This window comes from Acidisphaera sp. L21 (assembly GCF_009765685.1).
Classification (GTDB): Bacteria; Pseudomonadota; Alphaproteobacteria; order Acetobacterales; family Acetobacteraceae; genus LMUY01.
In genome coordinates, this window is record NZ_LMUY01000015.1 from 250,738 (window position 1) to 277,363 (window position 26,626).

Annotated in this window: 21 protein-coding genes and 1 pseudogene; 8 read left to right on the top strand and 14 right to left on the bottom strand. The window is 67.5% G+C overall.

Features of this window, described 5'->3' with window-relative positions; all coding sequences use genetic code 11:
* Positions 1 to 5,077 (bottom strand): annotated as a pseudogene (locus tag GSQ76_RS04280) (lysozyme inhibitor LprI family protein); the annotation flags it as partial.
* Positions 5,078 to 5,167: 90 nt separating this feature from the next.
* Here GSQ76_RS04280 and queC point away from each other — a divergent pair.
* Positions 5,168 to 5,878 carry a 7-cyano-7-deazaguanine synthase QueC gene (gene queC, locus GSQ76_RS04285; RefSeq protein ID WP_158742767.1) on the top strand — a complete coding sequence of 237 codons (711 nt, stop codon included), beginning with the start codon at positions 5,168 to 5,170 and terminating at the stop codon, positions 5,876 to 5,878.
* Here the strand turns inward: queC and GSQ76_RS04290 are convergent.
* Positions 5,870 to 6,154 carry a 4a-hydroxytetrahydrobiopterin dehydratase gene (locus tag GSQ76_RS04290; RefSeq protein ID WP_158742662.1) on the bottom strand — a complete coding sequence of 95 codons (285 nt, stop codon included), beginning with the start codon at positions 6,152 to 6,154 and terminating at the stop codon, positions 5,870 to 5,872. The genes queC and GSQ76_RS04290 overlap by 9 nt on opposite strands.
* A gap of 70 nt (positions 6,155 to 6,224) precedes the next feature.
* Between GSQ76_RS04290 and GSQ76_RS04295 the strand changes: the two genes are divergently transcribed.
* Entirely contained in the window at positions 6,225 to 6,611 is a 387-nt protein-coding gene (locus GSQ76_RS04295) for a metallopeptidase family protein (protein WP_158742663.1), read from the top strand.
* On the opposite strand, the gene nth is transcribed toward GSQ76_RS04295, so the two are convergent.
* The gene (gene nth, locus GSQ76_RS04300; RefSeq protein WP_254070228.1) at positions 6,608 to 7,333 is read right to left on the bottom strand and encodes an endonuclease III; all 726 of its coding nucleotides are present in this window, start codon (positions 7,331 to 7,333) and stop codon (positions 6,608 to 6,610) included. The two genes, GSQ76_RS04295 and nth, sit on opposite strands and share 4 nt — an antisense overlap.
* 65 nt (positions 7,334 to 7,398) lie before the next feature.
* On the opposite strand from nth, the gene GSQ76_RS04305 reads away from it, so the two are divergent.
* Positions 7,399 to 7,893, top strand: coding sequence for a DUF2244 domain-containing protein (locus GSQ76_RS04305; protein WP_158742664.1), 495 nt, complete (start codon positions 7,399 to 7,401; stop codon positions 7,891 to 7,893).
* A 142-nt stretch (positions 7,894 to 8,035) separates the two neighbouring features.
* On the opposite strand, the gene GSQ76_RS04310 is transcribed toward GSQ76_RS04305, so the two are convergent.
* Genes GSQ76_RS04310 through rutA (GSQ76_RS04345) form a run of 8 tightly spaced genes read right to left on the bottom strand, consistent with a single transcriptional unit; the run spans position 8,036 to position 15,898 of the window.
* The gene (locus tag GSQ76_RS04310) at positions 8,036 to 9,448 is read right to left on the bottom strand and encodes an amidase (protein ID WP_158742665.1); all 1,413 of its coding nucleotides are present in this window, start codon (positions 9,446 to 9,448) and stop codon (positions 8,036 to 8,038) included.
* The gene (locus GSQ76_RS04315; RefSeq protein ID WP_408836165.1) at positions 9,445 to 9,639 is read right to left on the bottom strand and encodes a hypothetical protein; all 195 of its coding nucleotides are present in this window, start codon (positions 9,637 to 9,639) and stop codon (positions 9,445 to 9,447) included. Before GSQ76_RS04315 ends, GSQ76_RS04310 begins: the two co-directional genes overlap by 4 nt.
* A 12-nt stretch (positions 9,640 to 9,651) precedes the next feature.
* Positions 9,652 to 10,632: an ABC transporter ATP-binding protein gene (locus tag GSQ76_RS04320; RefSeq protein WP_158742666.1), complete on the bottom strand. Its 981-nt coding sequence runs from the start codon at positions 10,630 to 10,632 to the stop codon at positions 9,652 to 9,654.
* Between the two features lie 12 nt (positions 10,633 to 10,644).
* Complete coding sequence (locus GSQ76_RS04325) at positions 10,645 to 11,475, bottom strand: ABC transporter permease (protein ID WP_158742667.1); 831 nt, start codon at positions 11,473 to 11,475, stop codon at positions 10,645 to 10,647.
* Positions 11,475 to 12,395, bottom strand: a complete 921-nt coding sequence (locus tag GSQ76_RS04330; protein WP_158742668.1) for an ABC transporter permease — start codon at positions 12,393 to 12,395, stop codon at positions 11,475 to 11,477. Before GSQ76_RS04330 ends, GSQ76_RS04325 begins: the two co-directional genes overlap by 1 nt.
* A complete protein-coding gene (rutA, locus tag GSQ76_RS04335) occupies positions 12,395 to 13,477 on the bottom strand; it encodes a pyrimidine utilization protein A (protein WP_158742669.1) in 1,083 nt (360 codons plus the stop codon). Before rutA (GSQ76_RS04335) ends, GSQ76_RS04330 begins: the two co-directional genes overlap by 1 nt.
* A 17-nt stretch (positions 13,478 to 13,494) precedes the next feature.
* A complete protein-coding gene (locus GSQ76_RS04340) occupies positions 13,495 to 14,787 on the bottom strand; it encodes a PotD/PotF family extracellular solute-binding protein (protein WP_158742670.1) in 1,293 nt (430 codons plus the stop codon).
* A gap of 25 nt (positions 14,788 to 14,812) precedes the next feature.
* Positions 14,813 to 15,898: a pyrimidine utilization protein A gene (gene rutA, locus GSQ76_RS04345; protein ID WP_158742671.1), complete on the bottom strand. Its 1,086-nt coding sequence runs from the start codon at positions 15,896 to 15,898 to the stop codon at positions 14,813 to 14,815.
* Positions 15,899 to 16,332: 434 nt separating this feature from the next.
* On the opposite strand from rutA (GSQ76_RS04345), the gene GSQ76_RS04350 reads away from it, so the two are divergent.
* Genes GSQ76_RS04350 through GSQ76_RS04370 form a run of 5 tightly spaced genes read left to right on the top strand, consistent with a single transcriptional unit; the run spans position 16,333 to position 21,688 of the window.
* Positions 16,333 to 17,913: an ABC transporter substrate-binding protein gene (locus GSQ76_RS04350; protein ID WP_158742672.1), complete on the top strand. Its 1,581-nt coding sequence runs from the start codon at positions 16,333 to 16,335 to the stop codon at positions 17,911 to 17,913.
* A gap of 4 nt (positions 17,914 to 17,917) precedes the next feature.
* On the top strand, positions 17,918 to 18,925 hold the full coding sequence (locus GSQ76_RS04355; protein WP_158742673.1) for an ABC transporter permease: 1,008 nt from the start codon (positions 17,918 to 17,920) through the stop codon (positions 18,923 to 18,925).
* A complete protein-coding gene (locus tag GSQ76_RS04360; RefSeq protein WP_158742674.1) occupies positions 18,925 to 19,767 on the top strand; it encodes an ABC transporter permease in 843 nt (280 codons plus the stop codon). Before GSQ76_RS04355 ends, GSQ76_RS04360 begins: the two co-directional genes overlap by 1 nt.
* Complete coding sequence (locus GSQ76_RS04365) at positions 19,764 to 20,726, top strand: ABC transporter ATP-binding protein (RefSeq protein WP_158742675.1); 963 nt, start codon at positions 19,764 to 19,766, stop codon at positions 20,724 to 20,726. Before GSQ76_RS04360 ends, GSQ76_RS04365 begins: the two co-directional genes overlap by 4 nt.
* Entirely contained in the window at positions 20,723 to 21,688 is a 966-nt protein-coding gene (locus GSQ76_RS04370) for an ABC transporter ATP-binding protein (RefSeq protein ID WP_158742676.1), read from the top strand. Before GSQ76_RS04365 ends, GSQ76_RS04370 begins: the two co-directional genes overlap by 4 nt.
* Here GSQ76_RS04370 and GSQ76_RS04375 read toward each other — a convergent pair.
* From GSQ76_RS04375 to GSQ76_RS04385, 3 genes are read right to left on the bottom strand one after another with little or no spacing between them, the layout of a single operon-like run.
* A complete protein-coding gene (locus GSQ76_RS04375) occupies positions 21,685 to 23,697 on the bottom strand; it encodes a hydantoinase/oxoprolinase family protein (protein ID WP_216850889.1) in 2,013 nt (670 codons plus the stop codon). The two genes, GSQ76_RS04370 and GSQ76_RS04375, sit on opposite strands and share 4 nt — an antisense overlap.
* Complete coding sequence (locus tag GSQ76_RS04380; RefSeq protein ID WP_216850890.1) at positions 23,684 to 25,447, bottom strand: hydantoinase B/oxoprolinase family protein; 1,764 nt, start codon at positions 25,445 to 25,447, stop codon at positions 23,684 to 23,686. Before GSQ76_RS04380 ends, GSQ76_RS04375 begins: the two co-directional genes overlap by 14 nt.
* The gene (locus GSQ76_RS04385) at positions 25,444 to 26,610 is read right to left on the bottom strand and encodes a M20 family metallopeptidase (RefSeq protein WP_158742678.1); all 1,167 of its coding nucleotides are present in this window, start codon (positions 26,608 to 26,610) and stop codon (positions 25,444 to 25,446) included. Before GSQ76_RS04385 ends, GSQ76_RS04380 begins: the two co-directional genes overlap by 4 nt.
* Between the last annotated feature and the right edge of the window lie 16 nt (positions 26,611 to 26,626).

The following is a 26,626-nucleotide window of genomic DNA, read 5'->3' on the forward strand; positions in this document are numbered from 1 at the left end:
GCCGTTCCGCCCAAATCGACCCGCTGCCGCTCATCGGCCCCTCATCGGCGGAGTAGAGCCGCCGCCCCCCCGCACCCGGCGCCACCACCCGATGCCATTCCGCCCCGGCCGCGAACAGCGCCGGCGCGTCGGTGCGGCCAGCCTGCTGCAACCCCGCCAACAACGGCGCCGAACTGCTGACGTGCAACAGAATCGGCGTATCCGCCGTGAACGACAGCGCCGTCGCAGCTTGGCCGAGTGCCATACGCGCCGGCAATGTCACGGCCTGCGCGGTCGGCTCCGGCCACGGCGACTCGCCCGGTGCCTCCAGCCACACAGCAACCGCACCCGGCCCGTGCTGCACGATCGCTCGGCCACCACCGGAGACCGGCATGGACATGCCCCGTGCCGCCATGTCGGCAGTCGCAACCGTCAGGCTGGCATCGCCGGTCACCACCAGCGTGGCGCCAGGCGCAGCCTCGAACGGCACGTCGAACGACCCGGCGGCGCCGAAGAACCGCTTCATCACCACGCCCGCCCGCAATGTCACCGCGTCCGCCGCCGGCTGGGCGGACACACGCGCCGGGGCGGCGGAGGCGCCGGTATTGACCAGCAAAAGCTCGGTCCACGCGCCAGTCAAGGTGCGGCTGACGGCGCTATCCGCACCCCAAACCGCCACCGGCGTCGCATCGTGCCACCCAGCGAAGGCCGCAATGCCGGGTGCCAGATCCAACTGGATCGTCTTGCTACCGCCCGGCAGGCTGATCGGCTGCGCCATGCCCGGCGGCACCGTCAACTGCCCGCTTGCCTCCAGCCCCTGCGACGGCGCCAGCTTTGCTGCCAAGCGCGTCACACGCACCCGCCCGGCCTCATCGCCGCGCAACGACACGGGTGCGGCGCCCAAGGCCACCGCACTTCCGGGCGCCACGCCGCCACCAAGCCCGAGATACGGCTGGCCCGACCCGCTCTCCGCCCGCCAAAGCTGCATTTTCCCCTCCTCGGCGGGCGGTGCCGACAAGGTCGCGGCCAGGCCCGGCGCGAGTTCGAGGGCCGTTTGGTCCCCGGCTGGGAAGGTCTGTGCCCGTGCCGATACGGTCATCGGCTGGGTTGCCAACAGCCAGGCATCCTGACCCGCCATGGCCATCGCCGTGCTCGCCGGCCCGACGGCATGGCCCGGCCACCCGCCTGCCAACAACCCCGGCGCCGCCCCCAATGCCACAATCCCGGCGGCATCCAACCGCACCCGCGCCGCAGCCAAAGCGGCCGGCATACCGTCTACCGCGGCAAGCGTGACCTGGCCCGGCGCCTGCCCAGTCGCCGACAACGCCCGCGCGGCAAGGCGGATCGGATCCGCCCCACCATCGACCGTCCATGTCTCCACTCGCCAGGCGGCCGGGTCGGCATCGGCGGGCGCGGCGACCAGAGGGCGACGGCCGCTATCGATCGCTACGGTGCGCCAGCCATCCCCATGCTGCCGCTCCAGCGCCAGCACGGCCGTGGCCGCAGCGCGCGCCTGGGCCACGACCAGAGTGCCCGGCGCCGGCGTGGGCAGCGTCAGCACGTGCACGCCGTTGCCAGCCAGTTCGGCGGCTTGTGCCGGTGCCGCCGTGGGCGCCAAGCCGGGTGGCAGGTCCAACCGCAGCGTCACCTGGGGCGCATTGTCCGAGTTGTCCGTCGCATCGCCACTGCTAGTGTCGGCCGCAGGCCCGCGTCGCACGCCCTGGGTCGCCTTGGTCTGCTGCGCTTGATCGTCATCATCCGGCGCGTCGCCATCGCTACTATCGGACGAATCATCCGACGACGCCGAGCTGAGGTTGGGTGGCGCCGCGGATTGCAGATCCAGCGTGTACGCCCCAGGCGGCAGCAGCCGGGACGCGGCGATGTTCCAGTCATCCGGCCGGGCGCCGTATCGCGCCACCACGCTGCCGTCCTTGCGGCGCAAGACCGCTTTCACCGGCGTGCTGCCCCAGCTCGTCAGGCTCACCACCCGCGCGGTTGCCAGGCTGAACGGCGTGGTCGCAGGCAGGCCGACGGATCGCGGCGTGCCCGGCTGCAGCGCCGGGCTGCTGAGCATCACCGTGTAGCCAAGCCGATCGTTGCGCCCGAGGCTGGTCGTCGCCAGCCGGTAATCTCCGGCCTCCAGCGCTCCTTTCCAGGACCCGACCACGCGCGCCACATGGTCGCCGCCGCGAAGCAGATCGCCCACCATGCCGTCTCCCAGCGCCAGCGTCGCCTCTGCCGGGCCGGCCAGGGTGAAGCGCCACACATCCGGCTCCCGTGGCTGATCCTTGCCATCCGGCTCCCGCCAGGTCGCGTGCTGCTCCGCCTCGAACGGCAGGGGGTGCGGGCCGTGCCCGGCGATGGCGACGGGCGTCGCGATGGCGATCAGCCGAGCCACCACCTGCCGGTCCACGCTGTCGGGCGTCACCACCAGGCGGTACGGCCCGGCTCGCAGCGTGGGCTCCAACCCATCCAGCGTGCCGGGGGGCACGATAGGCCAGCCCTCCGCATCCTCCAGCCGTCCCGTCCAGGCCGCGCCGAGTGAGAGCACGTCCAGATGGTAGCGATCATCCGCACCCCCGGCGATCTCGATCGGGAAGGTGACGCCGCTGCCCCCGCGCAAACTCGCCCGCACGCTGCCGCCGGGCAGCAGGGTGCCGCCCGTGGGCAGCGGGGCGCGGCTGGCCAGAACGCCGAGATGCCCCTCGGAGTCCGAGACCTTGACATCGACCCGATACCGGCCGGCTCGCAGCGCCGACTGGATCAGCATGTTCTGGCCGACGCCGTTGCCGTCCGCCTGCGCCAGATTGGGGATGAATGGCGTCGCCAGCCGACCCGATGTGTGCAGCCGGCCGAGAGTCTCGACCCGATACAGCCCGCCCTCCGGCACGGTCAGCGCGAAGCCACGTTCCTCGCCCCGGCGCAGATCCAGATACACCGGGCTACCAGCCTGGACCGAAGCGACTTGGCTCAAAGGCGGCGGCGTGGGGATGGCGGGCAATGCCGTTTCGGTCCGCCGCCAGGCCAGCGCCACCGTGCGGGTACGGTCGGACACGGGGATCAACACGGTCGTTTGCCCCGGCTGCGTGCTGTCCTGCACCCCGAACGGGATTGGTCCGCCGCCGAGTTCGGACACCACCAACTGGCCCCCCGGCGCCACCCGCACCGGCACCGACAGCGTGTTGCCCGCCATGACCGTTGCGAGCAGAGGCCCCTCCACCAGCGCCACCGGCAAAGCCCGCGCCGCCAGCCCAACCGTGGTGGCCGGCGCCGTGCCTGAATCCAGTTGCAGGAACTGCCCCGGCGTCAGGGTTTGCATCCCGAAGGGGATTACCGGATCGGCCGGTAACGGCTTGCCCAATGGCGGCGGCGTCGCGCCAGCTTGCCCAACCACCAGGTCGAGCGCGCCCAGCGCACCGGGCGCAGGCACCAGGGTCAGCGCGTAGAAATCAGGCGGCAGATTGTCCGACCGGCCGCGCCGGTGCTGCACCGCCACGCCGGTGCTGCTGAACCCGACATCGCCGCCCATCGGGAGCTGGAACAGCAGATCCGTCGGCCCACGCAGGTTGAACCGTCCGTGCCATGGGCTACCTGGCGCGAGCCGCGGCGCCGTGCTGGTGACGATCCGCAGCGGTTGGCCCCGCTGCTCCGACCGTTGCAGCAACAGGGCGGGCGGAACCTCGTCGCCACCCATCCCCGTGGTGACGGCCGACACCCACCAATTCCCCGGGCGGGCGAACGTCGTCGCCGTCGTCGTATCCAGTGCGCGCAACGTGTAGGCCTGTCCGGCGGCGGCGCGCACCTCCACCCAATTCGGGCCGTTACTTGCCCGCTCCAACCGGGCGGTTGGCTCGCGGCTGGTTTTATCGAGGCTCGCCACCGCATCACCAACCCGCAATTCCGCGACGGCAGCAGCCGGCAGGTCCAACCGCAGCATCCGGGCGGCTGCAGGCAGAGCGAAAACCTCACTCCCGAACGGGCCCATCGTGCCGCCGGCCCAACCCTCGGCCAACGAGTCCGACAGCCCGGCACGCAGATGCAATGGTTGGTCGGCCGCACCATCCGTCCACGTGACCGCCGGGCCGCCATAGGCGATGGCGAGGTAGGTCCCCGGTTCCACCCGCCCGGTCAGCCGTAGATCGTCGATCGGGTGCCCCGGCGTCGGTTCCACCTGCTGGCGGGTTGGCAGTAGCGCTGTCAGGTCGCGCCCATCTCGCCACAGGCGCAGATCGGCGAGCGAACGGCCCGCGGCCTCGATCCGCACATCGCCGCCAGGAGGCACAAGCAACCAGAACGCACGCTGCTCCCCATCGCGCAGGGTCGTTGCGACCGGATGGCCGGGGCGCGGTAATGCGGCCGGCGGCGCCGCGTCGTGGAACGGCGTCACCGCCACGCTCACCATCCCGGCCGCAGCTGGCGCGGAGAACACGCGCAGTTTGTAGGTGCCGACATCCAGCAGCCGCATCAGCCGCCCATCCTGCGACCCGGCCACCCCGGCGATCTCCGTCGGGCCGGTCAGCATATCCACCAATTGCAGCCCGGCGCCCGAGGCGCTGTGCACCGCCAGCGTAAACGCACCGGGCGACGTGACGTGCAGCAGCGTGTCCGCCTCGGCAGCGGCTGGCAGGCTGGCCGCGTCCAGCGTGGCGGCCGGGGCAGGGGGGGTGTCGCTAACCGGCGGCAATGCCGGGTCGGGGAGGGCGACCGTCGCCAACGGGGCCACCGGCCGCACCGGTGCCGTCGCGACCGTAGGAGTTGGAGTGGCGGCAGGCGGAGCCAACGCCACTAGCCGGGCGGTCAACTGCCCGGACAGACAACGCTCCATCGCGGCCGCAGGCACATTGCAGGTAGTGTCGCGTTGCTTCAACCACTGCAGCAACTCCGTCCGCATCGTCGCCCGCTGATCCGGCTGCCGCGCCAATGCGTCCCCGTAGGCGACCGCCACCTGGTGATCGAGCGATAACAACGCCGGGGAGCCGCAAATCCCCTTCTCTGTCGGGCTGCGCGCCTTGGTGCAATCGATGCCTTGGGCATGCGCCGTGCCCGCAGACAGCAACCCGGCTGTGAACAGGCCAGCCAGCGCCACTCGGTATCGCATCGTCGTCTCCCTGTGCGCGACCATGGCATGCCGGGCGATGACGGAGAAGACGTGTTGCGCCCGACCCCCGGCGAGGGTGTATTTGGCGGGATGGAACGATCGGACGAAAACGCCCTGGTGCTGTTCAGCGGCGGCCAGGACAGCGCAACCTGCCTCGCCTGGGCCCTGGAGCGGTTTGCCAGGGTCGAAACCCTCGGCTTCGATTACGGCCAGCGCCACGTGGTGGAGCTACAGGTCCGCGGTACCGTGCGCGCCGGCCTGGCCGCCATCAACCCGGATTGGGGCGCGCGGCTGGGGGAGGACCACGTTCTCAATCTCTCCACCCTCGGCGCCCTGTCGGAAACCGCGCTGACGCGGGAGCAGGCGATCACGCTGGAGGCTGGCGGCCTACCCTCCACCTTCGTGCCTGGCCGCAATCTACTGTTCTTCACTTATGCCGCAGCCCTGGGCTACCGCCGCGGCCTACGGCACATCGTGGGCGGCATGTGCGAGACGGATTACTCCGGCTACCCCGATTGCCGCGACGACACCATCAAGGCGCTGCAGGTTGCCCTCACCCTCGGGATGGACCGCCGCATGGTCCTGCACACGCCGCTGATGTGGCGCGACAAGGCTGCGACCTGGCGCCTGGCCGAAGCGCTCGGCGGCGCGCCACTGGTGAACCTCATCCGCGACGAAACCCATAGCTGCTACCTGGGCGACCGCACCCATCGCCACAATTGGGGCCTCGGCTGCGGCACCTGCCCGGCGTGCGAGCTACGCGCCGCCGGGTGGCAACGCTATTGCGCGGCGCTAGCCTAGGCCGTCGATCGCCTTCGCCATCGCCACATCGCGGGCCGTCAGCCCGCCGGCATCGTGGCTGCTGAGCCCGATCTCCACCTTGTTGTAGCTGTTGGACCAGTCGGGATGGTGGTCCTGCTTTTCCGCCAGCAGGGCCACCCGGGACATGAACGCCCACGCACTGCTGAAATCCGCGAATTCGAACGTCCGGCGGATCGCGCCATCCGCAACGCGCCAGTTCGGGAGTCGCTCGGCGAGCCCCACCACTTCCGCCTCGGTCAATCGGGTTGGCTTCATGCCTGCCTCCTATCGGGTGCCCCATTAGAAAGGTGGGCACCGGCGCGGCACTTGTCTAGAACCATCGGCCATGTCCCAAACCCCTCCCACCCTCGAGGACCTGGTCGTCCTCGCCGAGCGCGCCCTGGCCGCCATCCCCGACCGCTTCACCCAGCACGCCCGCCGCATCGGCATCGTGGTGGAGGAGATCGCGGACGAACAGATCCTGGACGATCTGGGGCTCGAGAGCGGCTACGACCTGACCGGCCTCTATCGCGGCACCCCGATGAGCCTGGCCAGCAACGCCGCCCCGGCGCACGAGCCCGACATGATCATCCTGTATCGCGAGCCAATTCTGCTGGAGTGGATCGAGTCCGGCGAGGATCTGTATCGCCTGGTGCGCAACGTGCTGGTGCACGAACTCGCCCACCATTTCGGCTTCAGCGACGACGACATCGCCGCGCTGGAACAGGACTAAAGCCCCGCCTCCAGCTTGGGCTTACGCGGCGGTTTCGCCACCGGGGCAGGCGTCTTGTAAGGAAAGCCGCACGATTCGGCCGCGGCGCAGCGCCAGCATTCCGGCGTACGCGCCTTGCAGACGTAGCGGCCATGCAGGATCAGCCAGTGATGCGACGGGCGCAGCATGTCGGGCGGCAGGCGGCGCACCAGCCCGTCCTCCACCTCCCGCACGTTCTTGCCCGGCGCCAGCCCGGTGCGGTTGCCCAGGCGGAAGATGTGGGTGTCCACCGCCATCGCGCTCTCCCCGAACGCGATGTTCAGCACCACGTTCGCGGTCTTGCGCCCCACGCCGGGCAGCGCCTCCAGCGCCGCGCGATCGTGCGGGACCTTCCCACCATGCTGGTCCACCAGGATCTGCGATAGGGCGGCCACGTTGCGCGCCTTGCCCTGCCACAGCCCGATGCGGCGGATGAACGGGCCGATACCCGCCGCCCCCATGGCCGCCATGGCCGCCGGGGTGGGCGCGGCGTCGAACAGCGCCGGCGTGGCCTTGTTGACCGCGGCATCCGTGGTCTGCGCCGACAGCGCCACCGCGACCAGCAGGGTGAACGGGTCGGTGTAGACCAACTCGCTTTTGGCGTCGGGGTTGGCCGCCTCCAGCGCGCTGAGGAAGGGGCGGATGTTGGCAAGCGGCATGCGCGGCGTCTTGCGCAGGCGTTTGGGTTTTGGCGGGGCGGGCATGGTGGCCAACCTGCCGTGCCTGCCCGGGTGATGACAAGCCGGGGTCGCGCACCAATCTTCCATCCATGGACGCCGAGCCCGCCTTCTTCGAGGCCGTGATCGTGCCGCACCGCAGCCTGTCTGCGAACGGGCTGCGCTTGCTGATCGGCGCCATCTGCACACTGAGCGTCTGCACGACAGCGGTGTTCTGGTGGCTGGGCGCCTGGCCGATCGCCGGGTTCAATGGCGTCGAGATCACCACCGCCCTGCTGCTGCTGCGCCATAACGCCCGCGCCGTCCGTTCCAACGAGGTGATCCTGCTATCGGATTCCGCCCTGCGCATCATCCGCACCGACCGCGATGGCCGCCGGACCGAACAGACCGTGCCCCCCGCCTGGCTGCGCATGCACTGGCAGGAGCGCCCCGGCCGCGTCTCCGGCCTGTATCTGATGGCGCACGGCACCCAGATCGAAATCGCCGCCAGCCTGGGAGAGCCGGAGAAGCTTGACCTGGCAAACGCGTTGGAGACGGCGTTGCACCGCTGGCGCAACCCGCGTTTCGACAATCCGCAACTTGCGTGAAGGTTACGGCCAGATAGCAACCGCAAGGCTCCGCCCTGCACCCGGAAAGGGATAGTCATCCCTCTCAACCCTTATTCCAAGGGGCCCAGGGGATGACTATCCTCTGGTGGGGTTCGGGGCAACGCCCCGATCTTGTGCGCCGCTAAAGCGTGGGCTCCCGCGCGTGCCAATCCGTATCGCGTTGAAATGCGTCCGCCACCATCATCACTTTCGCCTCGGCAAACGGCCGCCCGGCGATCTGTAGCCCGATCGGGCAGCCATTCGGGTCGAACCCGCAGGGCACGCTGATCGTCGGCAGGCCCAGATAATTGAACGGCCGCGTATTCGCCGACACCGCCATGAACGTCTTCTCCGTTCCGGCCGGGCCGTGGTCGATATCCGTTGCGGCCAGGGTCGGCAGCACCGTCTTGATGGCCGGGCTGGCCAGCACGTCCACCTTGGCGAACACCTCCTTGGCGAAGGCTTGCAGGATCGGTCCCCGGCGGCTTAGCGCCTCCACGTAATACGTGCCGGGGATGGCGTTGCCGCCGAACAGCCGGGCGCTCAGATGCACGGAGTAATCCTGCGGATGATCGCGCATCCATTGCGCATGGATCGTCGCACCCTCCACGCGGGAGACGATGCTGCCATAGGCCGACACCGCATCCATCAGCGGCAGCGTCATCGGCACGATCACCGCACCACGCGCTGCCAGCACCGCCAGCGCCGCGTCTATCGCGGCCACGATCGGGGCGTCCGCGCCCTCCAGGAAATACGTGCTGGGGACGCCGATCCGCAGCCCGCGGACGTCGCCGCTCAGGAGGGCCTCGTAATCCGGCACCGGTTCGGTGGCACTGGTCGGATCCAGCGGATCGTGCCCGGCAATCACGCCCATCACCCGGGCGCAATCGCGCACCGTTCGGGTCAGCGGCCCCACATTGTCGTGCGAGAACGATAGCGGCATCACCCCGGCCCGGCTGACGCGGGTTTGCGTCGGCTTCAGCCCCGTCACCCCGCACGCGGAGGCGGGCAAGCGGATCGAGCCACCCGTGTCTGACCCCAGCGCCGCGTAGGTAAACCGCGCCGCCACCGCCGCACCCGACCCGCTGGACGAGCCGCCGGTGATGTAGGGCAGGTTCCACGGGTTGTGGCAGTCGCCATAATGCGCGTTGTGCCCGGTCGGGTTCTGCGCGAACTCCGCCATGTTCAGGCCGCCATAGGCATAGGCGCCCTCGGCCGCCATCCGCTCCAGCACGGTCGCGGTGGTGGTGGGCACGAAATCCTTGCGGATCTTGGACCCGCAGGTGCAGGGGCGCCCGGCCTGGTAGTACATGTCCTTATGCACCAGCGGCAGGCCGTGCAGCTTGCCCAGCTTCGCGCCGTTCGCCACCGCCTTGTCCGCTGCCTCGGCAGAGCGATACGCGCCCTCGCGATCCACCCAGATCGTGGCGTTCACCCGGTCTTCGGCGGCGTCCAGCCGGGCGAAGCAGGCATCGAGCAGCGCCCTGGCCGTCACGTCCCGCTTGGCGACCGCGTCGGCGGCGTCCACCAGGCTCAGCGATGCGAGGTCGGTCATGCCTTGGCGGCCTGCAGGGCAGCGGTGAAGCTGGCGGGCTCGTCTTCGAATTCCAGCGTGCCGCGCAAGGCCTCGAACGCGGCGATGGTGCCGGCCAGTTCAAGCGCCATCCGCTTGGCGGCGTCATTGGGCGCAGTGATCCCGCTCCAGGCGGCGATCTGCGCCTCGATCAAATCCAGTGTCATAGCCACTCCGATCTCCTTTTACGCGGCCAGTTGCCGCTCATCCTCGGCAGCCCAGACGAGATGCGTCCGCGCGCCGGCCTGCACCGGGTCGGCGTCGTAGACGGAATCGGGCATCAGCACCGACGCGTCTTCCCCGGCATCCGTGGTCAGCGCCACCCGCACGATGCTGCCCTGATACTCCACCGCCGCGATCTGCGCCGGCAGGCCCGACCCGGCGGCGTCCAACCGGCACCGATCCGCCCGCACCGCCACCGGGCCAGCCGCGCCCTGCAGCACGTTGTGGCCGCCGATGAACCGGGCAACGAAGCTAGTCGCCGGGTTACCGAACACCTCGCGCGGGGAGCCGGACTGGCGAATGCGCCCGTCCTGCATCACCACCATCATGTCAGCCAACGCCATTGCCTCGTCCTGGCTGTGCGTCACGTGAATGAAACTGATTCCGAGGTCGCGCTGCAGCCGCTTCAACTCCTCCCGCACGCGAATGCGCAGGAACGGATCCAGTGCCGACAGCGGCTCGTCCAACAGCAGCACCTTCGGCTGGCTCACCAGCGCACGGGCCAGTGCCACGCGCTGCTGCTGCCCGCCCGAAAGCTGCGCCGGCAACCGATCGGCAAATGTCTCCATATGCACCAGCGCCAGGAACTCGCGCGCCTTCTTCAGCCGCTCCGCCTTGGCCATGCCGCGCATCTTCAGGCTGAAGGCGACGTTCTCGATGCAGCTGAGATGCGGGAACAGCGCGTAGCTCTGGAACATCATCGCCGTGCCGCGCTTGATCGGCGGCAGCCCGGTGACGTTGGCGCCGTTGATCAGCACGTCGCCATCCGAAATGCTTTCGTGCCCGGCGATCATCCGCAGCGTGCTGGTTTTGCCGCAGCCGCTGGGCCCCAGCAGGCAGCAATAGCTCGCCTTCGGAATGCGCAGCGAGATGTTGTCGACCGCAACCGCCCCGCCATAGCGCTTCGACACGCCAACGAGTTCGACATCGAACCGAGGATCCATAGTCGATACTCCTTAGGTCGGCAGCATGCGACGGCGGCGCTGCATCCGGATGACGGCAAACATCGTCAGCCCGATCAGCACGAACGACACCGCCGTCGTCACCGTGCCGATGGCGAACAACGTCGGCGTGCTGTCGCTGGACACCAGCGCGTAAAGCTCCAGCGGCAGCGTGTTGTAGCTGCCGATGGTGAGTGTGGTGCGGGCATACTCGTCGTAGGATAGAGTGAACGCGCCAACCGCTACGCCGATGATACCCGGCAGCAAAAGCGGGATGGTGATGTAGCGCAACCGCTGCCAGGCCGAGGCGCCCAGATCCCGCGCCGCCTCCTCATAGGACCGGTTGAACCGCGCCACGACCGCGAACATGGTCAGCAGCCCGAACGGCAGCGTCCAGGTCAGCTGCGCACCGAGTGTTGACGTGTACAATCCCTGCGGCAGGCCCAGCATTTGGAAGCCAAGCCCGATACCGAAGCCGACCAGCAGGCTGGGCATCACCAGGCTGGCAATCGCGATGTAGAACAGCAGCCCGGCCCCTGGAAACCGCCGCCGGAATCCCAGCCCGGCGGCGACCGAGATAACCACCGTCAGCAGGCTGACCACGATCGCCAGCACGATCGAGCGTTCGAACGAGGCCGGTATATTCGCCACCTGCCCGGGTTTGATGATGTTGGCGAACCATTGTGTCGAGACGCCCACCATCGGGAAGGTGACGCCGCCATTCGGCCCCTGGAACGACAACACGTAGATGACCAGCATCGGGCCGTACAGGAATAGCAGGAACAGTCCCATCAACCCGGCGAGCAGGTAGAACGTGTAGGGCCGAGGCTCCCTCTCGCGCGCCATCAGCTCACCAATTCCTTCCGCACGTCCACGATGCGCATCATCCCCGCCACCAGGAACGCCACGAACAGCACCAGAACCACGGCGCTGGCGGAGGCCGGCGGATACTGCATCGCCTGGATCTCCGTCGACAGGGCCGACACGATGGAGGCGCTTTGCCCGCCACTCATCCGCTTGACCACGAAATAATCGCCCATCACCTGCGTGAATACGAGGATGGAGCCGAGCGTGATCCCGGTGCGTCCCAGCGGAATGATGATGTTGCGCATGATCTGCCATCGCGAAGCCCCGGCATCGCGCGCCGCCTCCAGCAACGACTTGTCGATCTTGGACAGTGAGTTCGCGATCGGCCCGATCATCAGCAGCGTGTAGAGATGCACGTAGGTGATGACGACCGCGAAATCGGAGAACAGCAGGAATTCCAGCGGCTGGTGCACGATGTGCAGGTCGATCAGCATTGTGTTGAATGCACCATTGCGCCCCAGAAAGGGGATCCAGGCAATGGTTCGGATGATAGCGGATGTCCAGAATGGCACGGCGCACAGCATGAACAGCACCATCCGCGTGGTGCTGCTGCGGATGTGGAACACCAGGAAATGCGCGATATTGAACCCGACGAACAACGTGATCGCCCAGACGATCACCGCGAAGCGCAGCGAACTGACGTAGATGCGCCAGGTCGCCGGCGTCGTCAGCAATTCGCGGTAATTGTCCCATAGGAACGCCGGGTAGATCCCCACCCGGTCGTAATCGAAGAAGCTGATGACGAAGAACAGCACGGTGGGTGCCGCGAACAGCACCACCAGGATGATCGCCAGCGGGGACACCTCCAGCCAGGAGATTGCCCACGGACCGACCCGCACGCGTGGGCGGGCCGGCCGGTAGGCGGAATTGGTAATCTCGGCCGCGGTGTCCGACGCCATCAGGCCGCCTGGGTAAGGTTGGCGCGGCAGCGCATCAGCGGCTGGATGCGGGTGCCGAATTGCTCCATCCCGATGACGAAGTCGTCGAACGTCATCATCACGCCTTGCACGCCGGGCACGGTCGACATTTCGTCCAGCATGGCTGCAACGTTGGCGTAGGAACCGCACAGCACGCCCTGGTTGGTCGGCAGCTTCTCGTCGCCCATGGTCCGGCGCTTGTTCGGCTGCGCCATCGGGTCGGTGCTGGGGTCGTCGCCGGACTGCGCATCCCGCCAGGCGAGCGCTTCCAGATCGGTGCCGGCCTTGTAATGCTCCCACTTGGCCATGGCGGCCTCGTCGGTCTCGTCGGCGATGATCATCACCAGGATCAGCGCGGTGCAGTTCCGCCCTGTCAGCTTGTTCGCCGCCACTAGCCGCGCCACGCTGGCCTCCATCGATCGCGGCTTGTTCACGCCGAAGCTGCCGCAGAAATTGTAGTCAGCATACTCCGCGGCGTATTTTGTGCCCGCGTCGCTCTGTGCGGCGCAGATGATCGGGATGTCGCGCGAGGGCAGGGGGCTGCACCGGCAATCATCCATCTGGAAGAAATCGCCCTTGAAGTCGGAATGCCCGGTCGACCACAGCTCCTTCATCACCGTCACGTATTCGGCGCAGTATTCATAACGGCGCGTGTAATGCTCCTTCCCCGGCCAGATGCCCATCTGCGCATATTCCGCCCGCTGCCAGCCGGAGATGATGTTCACCCCGAACCGCCCCTTGGCGATGCTGTCGATGGTGACGGCCATGCGCGCCGCAATTGGCGGCGGCATGGTGAGCACGGCGCATGTGGCGAAAAGCTGGATGCGTTTGGTCACCGCCGCCAGCCCCGCCATCAGCGTGAACGATTCGAGATTATGGTCCCAGAATTCGGACGGGCCGCCGAAGCCATGAAGCTTGATCATGGACAGGGCGAAGTCGAAGCCGAACCTCTCCGCCTTCTCCACGATCGTCCGATTCAGGTCGAAGCTCGGCATATATTGCGGCGACGTGGTGGAAATCAGCCAGCCATTGTTGCCGATGGGAATGAATACGCCGAGTTGCATAGTATCGTGTGTCCCGATTAGGCGCTGATGAATTCGTTCCAGCGCCGGGTGAGGTAGCGGTCTTCGTCCATGACGGAGTTCCAGACCGCGATGTTGCCCATCCGAGCCTCGAACGAGCCGCCATCGCGGGCGCGCCCGGCCTTTTCCATCACTTTGCCGAACGGGTCCTTGATATCCTCGGCAGCCACCTTGCCGCCATACCAATAATCCCACTCGGCGGTGCTGAGGAACTTCTTCGCGTTCTCCGGCTGCGCGGAATAATAGCCTTCACGCGCCACGAACGCGCCGGCGAACCCGGCGGTGTACCAGTTCACGTATTCCATCGCGCAATCCAGCTGCAACCCCGTCAAATGCTTCATCATGCCGAGCTGGTAGCCCCAGCCGCGATAGCCTTCCTTCAGCGGCTGGAAGATGCACGGGATGCCGCGGGTGCGCACGGCGGTCACGGCGGGGGACCACATGGACTGGATCACCACCTCGCCCGACGCCATCAGGTTCACCGATTGGTCGAACGAACCCCAGAACGAGCGGAATTGGCCGGACTTCTTGATCTCCGTCATCAAGGTGATCGTTTTGTCGATCTCGTCCTTCGTCATGTTCCCCTTGTTGACGTATTTCAGGTGGCCGCCGGCTTCCACGGCCATGGCCACGTCGATCACACCGACGGTCGGGTTGTCCTGTAGCGCGGCCTTGCCCTTGAACTCCGGCGCAATCAGGTCCGCCCAGCTGGTGATCGGCCGCCCCGTCAAATCCGGCCGGATGCCCAGCGTGTCGGCGTTGGTGATGCTGGGCATGCTGGTGATGAAGTCGGTCGGCGACGTCGCGAATTTGGACCCGCTGGCATCCGTTGCGTACAGCACCGTGTACGGCGCGATGCCCTGCTTGGACGCATCGCGTCCATCCGGATACTTGCTGGCGGTGAACAGCGAGTATGTCGCATCCCAATGCTTCAGCTTGGCCACCGGCATGGTCTGCAGGACGTTTCGGCCCACCAGGTATTTCAGATAGGGCAGGCTGACGTCGGCGATGTCGATCTGGTTGGCTTGTGTCAGGAACCGGTTCAGCAGATCGGCACTTTCCGCGGCCTGCATCGTCACCTTGAACCCGAGGTCCTTGGTCGCCTGGTCGCCGATCGCCTGGATCGCGGTCACCGGCTGCCCGGCGTGCTTCAGCTCGATATCCTTGATGTTCTGCGCCCAGATCGTGGGGAACCCGGTGATCGCCCCGCTGCCAACGGCAACGCCAGCCGTAGCGGAGGCGGCGGTCAACAGGCGGCGTCGGGTGAGGCCTGGCTTCGTCTTGTCGGTCATGGCGGGTTCCTCGGGGTTTAAGGGATCAGGCGGCTTGGGACAGGGCTTGCTGGCGGCTCTTCATCAACGGCTGGATGCGGGTGCCGAACTGTTCCATCCCGATGACGAAATCGTCGAAGGTGAGCATGGCGCCCTGCACGCCGGGCACTGCGGCCAAATCGTCCAGCAAGGCGGCGATCTTGGCGTAGGACCCGCACAACACGCTCTGCGCGGTGGGCAGCCGGGCCTTGGTCGTCTTGGCGAAGCGGTCGACGGTGGAATTGACATCGGCCTGCTTGTCATTGCTCGCCTGGCCGTCGCGATAGGCCATCGCCTCGTAATCGGTGCCGGTCTTGTAATGCTCCCACTTGGCGAGGGCGGCGTCATCCGTCTCGTCGGCGATGATCATCAGCAGCACCAGCGCGCCGCATTTGGTGCCCAACTCGGCATTCTTTGCCACCAGGCGCGCCACTGGCCCGGCGATGGTGCACGGGTCGTTGAAGGCGGTGGAGGCGACGAAGTTGAAATCGGCATATTCGGCTGCGAACTTCGTCCCACGGTCGCTCTGCCCGGCGCATACGATGGGGATTTGGCGGCTCGGCAGCGGGCTGCAGCGGCAATCATCCATCTGGAAGAACTCACCCTTGAAGTCGGAGTGACCGGTGGCCCACAGCTCCTTCATGATGGTCACGTATTCTTCGCAATACTCGTAGCGGCGCTGATAGTGCGCATCGCCGGGCCAGATTCCCATCTGGCTGTACTCCTTCTCCTGCCAGCCGGAGATGACGTTCACCCCGAACCGGCCGTTGGAGATGCTGTCGATCGTCACCGCCATCCGCGCGACGATCGGCGCTGGCATGGTCAGCACGCCAATGGTCGCGAATAGCTGGATGCGGCTGGTCACTGCCGCCAACCCGGCCATCATGGTGAAGGATTCGAGGTTATGGTCCCAGAACTCGGACGGGCCGCCAAACCCGCGCAGCTTGATCATGGACAGCGCGAAGTCGAAGCCGAACTTCTCGGCCTTTTCCACCACAGTACGGTTTAACTCGAAGCTCGGCATGTATTGCGGTGAGGTGGTCGATATCAGCCAACCATTATTGCCGATAGGAAGAAAGACGCCGAGCTGCATAGGATAAAGTGCTTTCGATCAGGAGGCGGCAGGAAGGAAGTGGCCGAACCCAGGCAGGGCCAGGTGGTGTGTCAGTCGGTCTCGACGCGACAGAGTGGGCAACATTGGTGGCACTCCGGTTGTGGCGGCTCCGCCTATGCGGCATCCCCCCTCAGCGTCTCACCCGGCCTGGCCCGCGGCGGAGGCAGGCGTTGCCGCGCTCCTTGCCGTCGGATCCTTATGCGCGGCACTGGATCGCAACCGGGCCGTTCGAGTCAAGCAGCGAACGCAAGGAATTGGTGTAGTATTCCGCCCACGATCCACAGACGCTGACGAGATAGGCAAACGGTGTTACAAACTGGCGGGAATGCAGGCAGTCGCTGCGCCGAAGCTGGTCCGGCGTGCGGCATGCGCCTTGCTTGTCCGAACAAAGTTGCGATGAGGATCTCTACCAAATGGATTTGACCCGACGCCAGGCCGGTGCGCTCTCGCTCGCCGCCATGCTTGCCACGGCCGGCCGCGCCAGCGCCGCCCAGGCTGGCACTATCGTCCGGTCGGATGGGCAGCCCCAGAACCTGGACCCGCACCAGATTTTCGACGTGCCGATGATGGGCTACGCGCTCAACACCTATGACGGGCTGTATCGCTACGAGGGTAACCCGCCCGAAATGCAGCCCTGGCTGGCCGAAAGCCACACCTCGTCGCCCGATGGCCTCACCTGGACCTTCACCCTGCGCAAGGGCGCCAAGTTCCACGATGGCAGCGACGTTACCGCGGCCGACATCGTCTACAGCTTCCAGCGCGTACTGGCGCTGGGCAAGGCGCCGGCAAGTGCGTTCCTGCCGATCCTGAAACCTGCCAACATCACCGCTCCGGATGCGACCACGGTGAAGTTCCAACTGGACAAGCCGTACGGTCCCTTCCTGGCTGCCATCCCCATCGTCGCCATCGTCAACCCCCGCGCCATCAAGCCGAACGAGAAGGCGAATGACTGGGGCGCCACCTGGCTCGCCTCCAACGAGGCCGGGTCGGGCGCGTACAAACTAGACCCAGCGAGCTACACCCCGATCGAGCGATTGGACCTGCAGCGTTTCCCCGACCATTTCTACGGCTGGAAGGACAATCCGAAGCCGGTGGAAACCGTGCTGTATCGCCTGGCGCACGAAACCTCCACCGGCGTGCTGGGCCTGATGAACGGCTCCATCGACATGACGGACAGCTACCTGCCGACCGACCAGGTGGAGCAGATCCAGTCCAGCAAATCCGCCCGGGTTGAAAAATCGACCTCGATGCGGGTGTTCGTCATCCGCATGAACAATGCCAAGCCGCCGTTCGACAACCTCAACGCACGCAAGGCCTTTGCCCACGCCTTCAACTACGGCGGCTTCATCACCGACATCCTGAAGGGCTACGCCGACCGCGACGGCACGCCCATGCCGAACACGCTATGGGGCTTCCCGAAGGATGCCGCGCTGTACGAGTACGACCTCGACAAGGCGAAGGATTACATGAAGAAGGCGATGGCCGAGGGCGCACCGATGAAGCGTCCGGTCGAGATCCACATCCAGTCCCAACTGGAACAGACCAACCAGGCCGCGCAGCTGTTCCAAAGCGACCTACAAAGCATTGGGATCAACCTGAAGGTCGTCGGCGACACCTGGGCCAATATCACCAGCAACACGGCCAAGGCGGACACCACGCCCGACATGTGGATCCACTGGGTCAGCACCTATTTCGTCGACCCCGAGAACTGGGTCGGACAGATGTACGACAGCCAATTCTCTGGCACGTGGAAGGCGTCTTCCTGGTACAAGAACCCGGCGGTGGACGACATGCTGGGGCAGGCGCGCGGCCAGGTGGACCAGGGACAGCGCCAGGCGCTGTACGAGAAGGCGACCAAGCAGATCGTCGACGATTGCGTGGATATCTGGGTCTACAACACGGTGGAATTGCGCGGCCTGTCGCGCCGTATTTCCAACTACCGCTTCTGCCCCGTTGGCAGTGGCGGCGAAATCCGATGGATGCAGCTCACCTGACGCAATGAGCTTCATCCTACGCCGGGCCTTGCTGGCGATCCCGTCGCTATTCGGGTTGCTGGTCGTGACGTTCCTGATGATCCACGTCTCGCCCGCCGACCCGGCCACCACGCTCGCCGGCGACAACGCCACGGCGGAGCAGATTGCGCGCATCCGCCACCAATATGGGCTTGACCAGCCTTTGGCTGTGCAGTTCGTGCGCTACGTCGCCGATGTGGCGCAGTTGGATTTCGGCGACAGCCAATATTCCAGCCGCCCCGTCGCGACCGATCTATTGGGCCGCCTGCCGGCCACGCTGGAATTGACGCTGGTGGCATTGATCCTGGCAACCGCGCTCGGCATCCCGATCGGCGTGGTCGCCGCCATGCACCACAACCGCTGGCCGGACATCACGTTGCGCCTGTTATCCGTGGCAGGCGTCGCCGTGGCGACGTTCTGGCTGGCCATCATGCTGCAGATGTTCTTTTCCATGCGGCTCGGCTGGCTGCCGCTGCGCGGACGACTGACGGATGGGCTCGCCGCCCCCGCCGGTCCCACCGGGTTGCTGTTGGTAGATAGCCTGCTGCACGGCGACCTCACCGTGTTCACCGACGCGTTCGCCCACATCGTGCTACCCGCCGCAACGCTGGCCCTGGGCGGCATCGCCACCATCGCCCGCTTCACCCGCGCCGGCGTGCTGGACACGATGAGCCGCGACTTCGTGCAATACGCTCGCGCCACGGGGACGCCCCGGCAACGGCTGATCTGGATCTATGTGTTGCGCAACTCGGTTCTCGCCGCCGTGTCCCAGATCGGGCTGCTATTCGGCGGGCTCATCGCCGGGTCGGTGGTGGTGGAAAGCATCTTCGACTGGCCCGGCATCGGCAACTACACTGTCCAGGCGATCCTGACTGCCGACAGCAAGGTGCTGCTGGCCGTGACCCTGCTGATCGGCGTCATCTACGCGGTGGTGAACATCCTGACCGACCTGGCGCAGGCCGCCATCGACCCCCGCCTGCGGGAGCGCCGATAATGCCGCCCGCAATCCGCCGCCTGCTGCGCGACATCCCCACCAGCGTCGGTTTGCTGATCGTGCTGGTGGTCGTGGCGCTGGCGATTGCCGGGCCATGGCTGGCGCCGTATCCGGGGGACGCATCCGCCTCCCATTTGATCCGCAGGTTGAAGCCACCCTCGGCCGATTTTCCATTCGGCACCGATAATTTGGGCCGCGACATCTTCTCCCGCGTCATTCTCGGCGCACGCGGCGCACTGGAAGTCTCGCTGCTGGTGGTCGGCGCCTCGATGGCGATCGGCGTGCCGCTGGGCCTGGTGGCGGGCTACGGCACCGGTTGGGTGTCGGAGGCGATCATGCGCGTCACCGACGTGTTCCTGGCTTTGCCGCAACTGGTGCTGGCTTTGGCGCTGGCGCAAATGCTCGGACCGTCGCTGGAAAGTGCGATGATCGCGCTGGTCGTCACGTACTGGCCGTTCTTCACTCGCATCGTGTTCTCCGAAACCGGGCAATTGCGCACCGCCTTGTTCGTGGACGCGCTGCAGGGCCTGGGCGCCAGCCGCACCCGCATCCTGCTGCTGCACATCCTGCCCAACACTGCGTCCCCCATCATCGTGCGCGCCACCATCGGCCTGGGCTTCACCATCCTGGTCGCCGCTACGCTCGGTTTCCTGGGCATGGGCGCCACCCCGCCGGACCCGGATTGGGGCCTGGCCGTCGCGCAAAGCCGCACGTATCTGCCCGCCGCCTGGTGGTTCGCGACCTTCCCGGGCCTGGCGATCCTGTTCACCGTTTTGGGCTTCAACCTGCTGGGCGATGGGCTGCGCGACATCCTGGACCCGCGGCTGCGGCGCTCCCGATGAGCGCCCCCATCCTGGACGTCTCCGGCCTGCGCGTGTCGATCCATGGCGAGGCAGGGGTCGCCCGCATCCTGCACCACATCGCGCTGCGGCTGGAGCGTGGGCGCATCATGGGCCTGGTCGGCGAATCCGGCTGCGGCAAATCCACCTTCATCCGCACCATCTTGGGCGTGCTGGCCAAGGGCGGGCGGGTCGAATCCGGCCGCATCGCGTTCGACGGCATTGACCTGCTGGCGATGAGCGATCGCGCCATGAACAGCCAAATCCGCGGCCGCCGCATCGGTTTCATCCCGCAGGACCCGCTATTGGCGCTGAACCCGCTGTTCCGCGTTGGCACCCAATTGCTGGAGATCATGCGCAACCACGCCGCACCCGGCGACCACCGCGCCCGCCTGCTGGACCTGCTGCGCCGCGTGCAACTGCCCGACCCCGAGGGCGCGTTGCGGCGCTATCCCCACCAATTCTCCGGTGGTCAACGCCAACGGCTTCTCATCGCAGCCGCACTCACCTGCGCCCCGGCGCTGATCGTGGCGGACGAGCCGACGACTGCGCTGGACGTGACGACGCAGCAGCAAATCTTGATCCTGCTGAAGGAATTGGTCGCGGAAACCGGCACTGCCCTGCTGTTCGTCACCCATGACCTCGGCGTGGTCGCGCAAACCTGCGACGAAATGGCGGTCATCTATGCCGGCCAGATGGTGGAAACCGGCCCCACGCGGGACGTGCTTGCCAATCCGCGCCACCCCTACACGCGTGCCCTGCTTGCCTGCCATCCGGACCGTAGCACGGGTTTCGCTTCTATCCCCGGCACGGTGCCGCCGGCGCTGCACATGCCGCCGGGCTGCCGCTTCGCGCCACGCTGCCCCATCGCCCAATCCGCCTGCCCGGCGCGCAAGCCCCACCTGCTGACGGTTGGGCCGGACCACACGGCCGATTGCATCCTGTACGAGACCGCGGCATGACCCCGCTGCTATCCGTGCAAGGCCTGCGCGTGTCGCTGGGCGGGCAGGGCGGCTGGCTGCGCAAGACCGTGCCCCCCGTGCGCGCCGTGGCCGGCGTCGACCTGGCCGTCATGCCGGGCGAAATCCTGGGCCTGGCCGGTGAGTCCGGTTGCGGCAAGACCACGCTCGCCCGCACTATATTAGGCCTGCAACGGGAGGATTCGGGCACCATCACGCTGGACGGCGCCCCCGTCGGCAACCTGCCGCCAGCGCAGGCGCGCACCCGGCGTCGCCAGATCCAATACGTCCACCAGGACCCCGGCGCCGCGCTCGACCCCTGGTGGAGCATCGGCCGCACCCTGGAGGAAGGCCTGGTCATCGTCGGCGAACCGGCCGGCCGCGCCGCCCGCATCGACCAGGTTCTGGCCGCCGTCGGCCTCGACGTCGGCATCCGCCACCGCTACCCGCACGAACTCTCGGGCGGGCAACTCCGCCGGGTGGGCCTGGCCCGTATCCTGGCGCTGAATCCCCGCCTGGTGATCCTGGACGAGCCGACCTCCGGCCTGGACATGTCGGTGCAGGCAACGGTCCTGACGCTGCTGCTGGATCTGCGCGAGCGGTTAGGCCTGTCCTATCTCTTTATCTCCCACGACCTTGGCGTCATGCACCGGCTGTGCGACCGCGTGGCCGTGATGTATGCCGGCCGCATCGTCGAAGTCGCTGCAGCCGCGGCGCTATTCGCCCGCCCGCTGCATCCCTACGCCCGCGCATTGCTCGCCGCCGCCCCCAGCCTCGATCCAAACATTAAGATGCCCGCCCCGCTCCCAGGGGAGCCACCCGGCGCCGTCCGACCCGACCGCGGTTGCGTTTTCGCCGCCCGTTGCCCGCACGCCGAACCGGCCTGCCGTGCCGAAGATCAAGTGCTGGTCGATGCCGAACCCGGCCGCCAAGTCGCCTGCCGTCGTTGGCGTGAGTTGGCCTAACCGAGGCTCCGCCGTAGGATCAGCGTGCCGCTGGCGTGCGCTTCGGCGGACCAGCCCGGCGGCACCAACGTCGTCGTGTCCAACTGCGTCACGATCGCCGGCCCGTCGAAATTATCGCCGGCACCCAATGCATCCCGATCGTATAACGGCGTGTGCTCGGTCCCGCTCGCCCAGTGCACGACCGCACTGCCAGCCGCATACGCGCCATTGCCCGGCGATAGCGTTGGACGCACCGGCTCCGGCAGCAAGCCGCGTGCCTCCACCCGCACCGTCACCAGCCGCACGGCCGAAATCAACGTGAAGCCGTACAGCGCGTCATGCGCAGCCGCGAACGCCGCCTCGGTCGCGACCCGGTCGCCAGCCCAAGGCACCGCCAATTCGCCGCCCTGGCCTTCGTAACACATCAGCGCCACCCGTTCGGTGCAGCGGTCCGCCTCGGCAATCGCCTCGCTGGCCAGCCAATTCTGCGCATCCGCCTCCAACTCCGCGAACACCGCCTCCACATCCATGCTGCTGACGGAACGGGTGAATTCCGCCCGCAAATCCGCCGCCAGCAGCCCGTCGGCGCACAGCACGCCGGGCGCGGGCGGGATCAGCACCGTGTTGATGTCCAGCATCTCCGCTAGCGCGCAGCCATGCAGCGGGCCCGCGCCGCCGAACGGCATCAGCGCGAAATTGCGCGGATCATGCCCACGCTCAACCGACACGACACGGATGGCGCCGATCATCGTGCTGTCGGCGATGGCCAGGATGCCACGCGCGGCATCATGCAACGACAGATTCAACGGCGTGGCGACCGCACGCACGGCCGCAGCAGCCAGGGCCGGGTTCAACCGCATCCGCCCACCCAGCAGCGATGCGGGCAAATGCCCCAGCACCACATGCGCGTCCGTCACCGTCGCGGCCTGGCCGCCATTGCCATAACAGGCCGGCCCAGGTCGGCTGCCAGCGCTGATGGGACCCACCAGCAGCGCCCCATCCTCCACCCGCGCAATCGAGCCGCCGCCTGCGCCGATCGTCACCATGTCCACCATCGGCAAGGGCAGGGGCCACACGCCGACCCGGCCGCGCTGCGTCAGCGCCACCTGGCCGTCCTTCATCAGGCAGATATCCGCACTGGTGCCGCCGATATCCACGGTGATCAGGTCGCTGAACCTGGCGGCCGCACCAACCGCCCGCGCGCCGACCACGCCCGCCGCCGGGCCAGACAGCGCCGTCACCAATGGCGCCCGCCGCACCGTGGCCGCCCCCGCGACGCCGCCATTGGACTGCATCAGCAGCAGCGGCGCCGTAATCCCCGCCGCCTGCAGCCGCGTCTCCAACTGCCCGACATAGGCCGACACCGCCGGCATCACCCGCGCATTCAGCACGGTGGCCAGGGAGCGTTCGTACTCCCGCACCTCCGGCAACACATCCACCGACGCCGTCACCGCCACACCCGGCAACGCCGCCCGCAGCAGGTCCGCGACCCGGCGTTCATGCGCCGGATGCGCGAAGGAGTGCATGAGGCACACCGCCACCGCGGCCACGCCCAACTCCCGAATCCGCCCGGCCGCGACGGCGACGCTGTCCTCGTCCAACGGCGTCAGCACCGCGCCGCCGGGGCCGACGCGCTCCGTCACCTCCAGCACATTGCGCGGCGGCACGGGACGGGCGGGCTTGATCCAGGCGTAGAGGTTCGCGGCGCGCGGGATATCCTGCCGCCCGATCTCCAGCACATGGCGGAACCCGGCGGTGGTCACCAGCGCGGCGGAGGCGCCTTTGCCCTCCAGGATCAGGTTCGTCGCGACCGTCGTGCCATGCAATACGCGACCGACCGCGTCGGCCTTCGCGCCCACGGATTTCAACGCCAGCGCCACGCCCGTCAGGAACGCCTCGGACGGGTCGCCCGGTGTGGACGGCGTCTTTGCCCGCATCACGCGGGACGTCGCTGCATCCTGCACCGTCACATCGGTAAAAGTGCCGCCGATATCGACGGCGATGATCAGCCCACGCTCACTCAAGGACATCGACATACTCGCGACGGTGGAACGCGCCCGCGACCGGGCGGTCGGCGCGACGGGAGGCAGTGGCGGCGTCGTTCACCCGCCCTGCCTCGATCGCCACGCCATAGTGGGAAAAAGCCGCCTCGGGCGAGACGAAGCCGTCCAGCACGTCACCCAGCACGATATCCGCCGGGCGGTCGTAGGGGTGGCCATGGCCGCCACCGCCGCCGGTTTCCAGCAGCAGCACGTCGCCCCGCACCAGCACGTTTCCGTCCGACAGCGGCGCCAACACCCGCTCGTTCGGCGTGCCCGGGTTCACCACGGCCCGGCCGGATCCGCCACCCTTGCCGCCGGCCACACCCCAGGGCGGGTTGTCCACCCCATCGATGCGCATCGCCAGCACGGCGCGGTCGGCCAGGATCTCGTATTCCCGCACCAGCCCGCACCCGCCGCGATGCTTCCCCGGGCCGCCACTGTCGATGCTGATGCCGTACCGAATCAGCCGCACCGGGTAGCCGAGTTCCAGGAATTCCACCGGATAGTTTTCCTGTGCCACGAAATACACCGCATCGATGCCGTCCGCGTCCGGTCGCCCGCCATAGCCGACGCCCACCCCGTCCGACATCAGGAACGAGTGCCCATCCGCCGTCCCCCGCAGCAGCAGAATGACATAGGCCGAATGCGCCGCCGGGGCCGCGCCGCCCGCCACGTTCACCAGCCCGTTCAGCGCCGCCAGCACGCGCATCATCGTCAGCCCGCGCAGCCCCAGCGGGGCCGGGAAGCGCGGCTGCAGCAGCGAGCCCTCGCGCACCCGAACCTCGTCCAGCGCGTTGGCGCCCCCGGCGTTGCAGACCTGCGCCGGGTCACCGCCCAGGAAGAACAGGCCCAGCGCGGTGCCGGGCACGTGGCTGTTCATCAGGAAGTTCACCGGCCCGATGGCCTGGTCGTCCGTCGCGGTGGTGTCGATCAGGAACCGGTCGTCCGGCGTCCGCGTCAGCGCGAACCGCATGCGGAAGGGGCCGTTGCCGTGGCCGTCCGAATCGATGATGTCGGTAAAGCGGTGCGTGCCCACCGGGAACGTTTCGGCCAGGCGGCGGCGGACCAGCGCCTCGGTCCGCGCCAGCAATTGGCGCAGTGCGTCGGCCACCACGGGGGCGCCGAAGCGGACCAGGATTTCCTCCGTCCGTCGCACGCCCAACGCCACGCTCGCCATCAGCGCGCTGGTGTCGCCGCGGCTCTGTTCCGGAAAGCGGGAGTTGCGATGGAAGATCTCCAGCGCCGCCTCATTCACCACCCCGGCAGCGATCAGCCGCGTCGGCGGGATGATGATCCCCTCCTGGAAGATATCCGTCGTATCGGGGCTGATGGAGCCAGGGCGCAACCCGCCGATATCGGCGAAATGCGCCCACCCCATCACAAAGGCGCACAACGTCGCCCCGCTGAACACCGGCGCCAGGAACACCTGGTCGTTGCTGTGCGACACTGCCCCGTGCGAGCTGTAGCAATCGTTGAACCAATACAGATCACCGGTCTGCATTCCCGCCGGCGGAAACGCCGCCAGCACCGGCGCTGCCACGTCGCCGAAGATCGGCACGTTCGAGCCGACCGCCAATTGCCCGGTGGCGTCGAACAGCGCGGTGTAGAAATCTTTCTTCTCGCGAATGAACGCGCTAATGGCGGTGCGTTCCAGCAGCGCCTCCATCTCCGCCTGCGCGGCCCGGATCGCGCCACGCAGGATTTCCAGCGTGACGGGGTCGCAGACCGCCTGGCTCAAAGCCCGGTTTCCCCCAGCCGCGCGATCAATGCGGCCAGTGCCTGTGCCCGGGTCAGCAAAGTCGGCACCTCCATGTATTCGTCCACCGTGTGCGCCTTGCCGCCAACCGCCCCCAGGCCGCACAGCGTCGGCGTGCCCTGGGCTGCGGTGAACCCGCTATCCGCGCAGCCCCCCGTGAACTCGCCGCCCACGGTGAAGCCCTGTTCGCCCGACACCTCGACATACAGATCCATCAGCTTCTGCGCGTCCGGCGTCATCTCCATCGGCAGAAACTCGCCCAGGATCTCCCACGTCGCCGTGGTGTCGGCGACGGTGCTGTGGTCCATGATCGCGCCGATCTTCTCCAGCGCAAATGCCCGGTCGGCGGCATGGACGTAGCGCAAATCGATCTCGCCGGTGGCGCTCGGCGCCACCGTGTTCACCGTCTGCCCACCGGCAACCAGCCCGACATTCACCGTGATACCGTGCTCCAGATCGGTCAGCGCGTGCAGCGCCACGATCTTGTGCGCCAATTCGCCGATCGCCGACCGACCCTCGATGAAATTGCCGCCCGAATGCGCCGCCCGCCCGGCCACCGCGAATCGCATGAACACGCTGCCCTTGCGGCCCGACACGATGTTGCCGCTGGCGCGCCCCGGCTCCCCATTCAGCACCACGCGGCTTTCCCGCCCCACACGCTCGATGATCGGACGGGAGGAGGGGGAGGCGATTTCCTCATCGGAGGTAATCAGCGCTGCCAGCGGGCCGGGATGCCCGCCGACTGCCTTGAACGCCGCCATGACGAAGGCGTTGATCACCAGCCCGGCCTTCATGTCGGCAACGCCGGGTCCGTAGGCGCGATCGCCCTCGATCTTGAACGGTCGCCGCCCGGCCTCACCCGGCGGAAATACCGTGTCGCGATGGCCCATCAGCAGGATCGGCCGCGTGTCGTTGGCGCCCGCCTGCGGCACGCTGGCATGGATCGCCTCGCCGTAGATCTCGTGCCCCTCTATCTCGACGGGAATGTCGTGCGCGGCGAAGAACCGTTTCAGGATCTCCCCCGTCGCATCGACCCCCGCCTTGTCGCGGGAGGGCGAGTCGCTGTTCACCAGCGTCTCCAATAGGGTGAGCATCTCACCCTGGCGGGCCTGCAACCAGCCGAGCACGGCGGGCGGCGCTGTCATGTCCTGGTCCATGCCG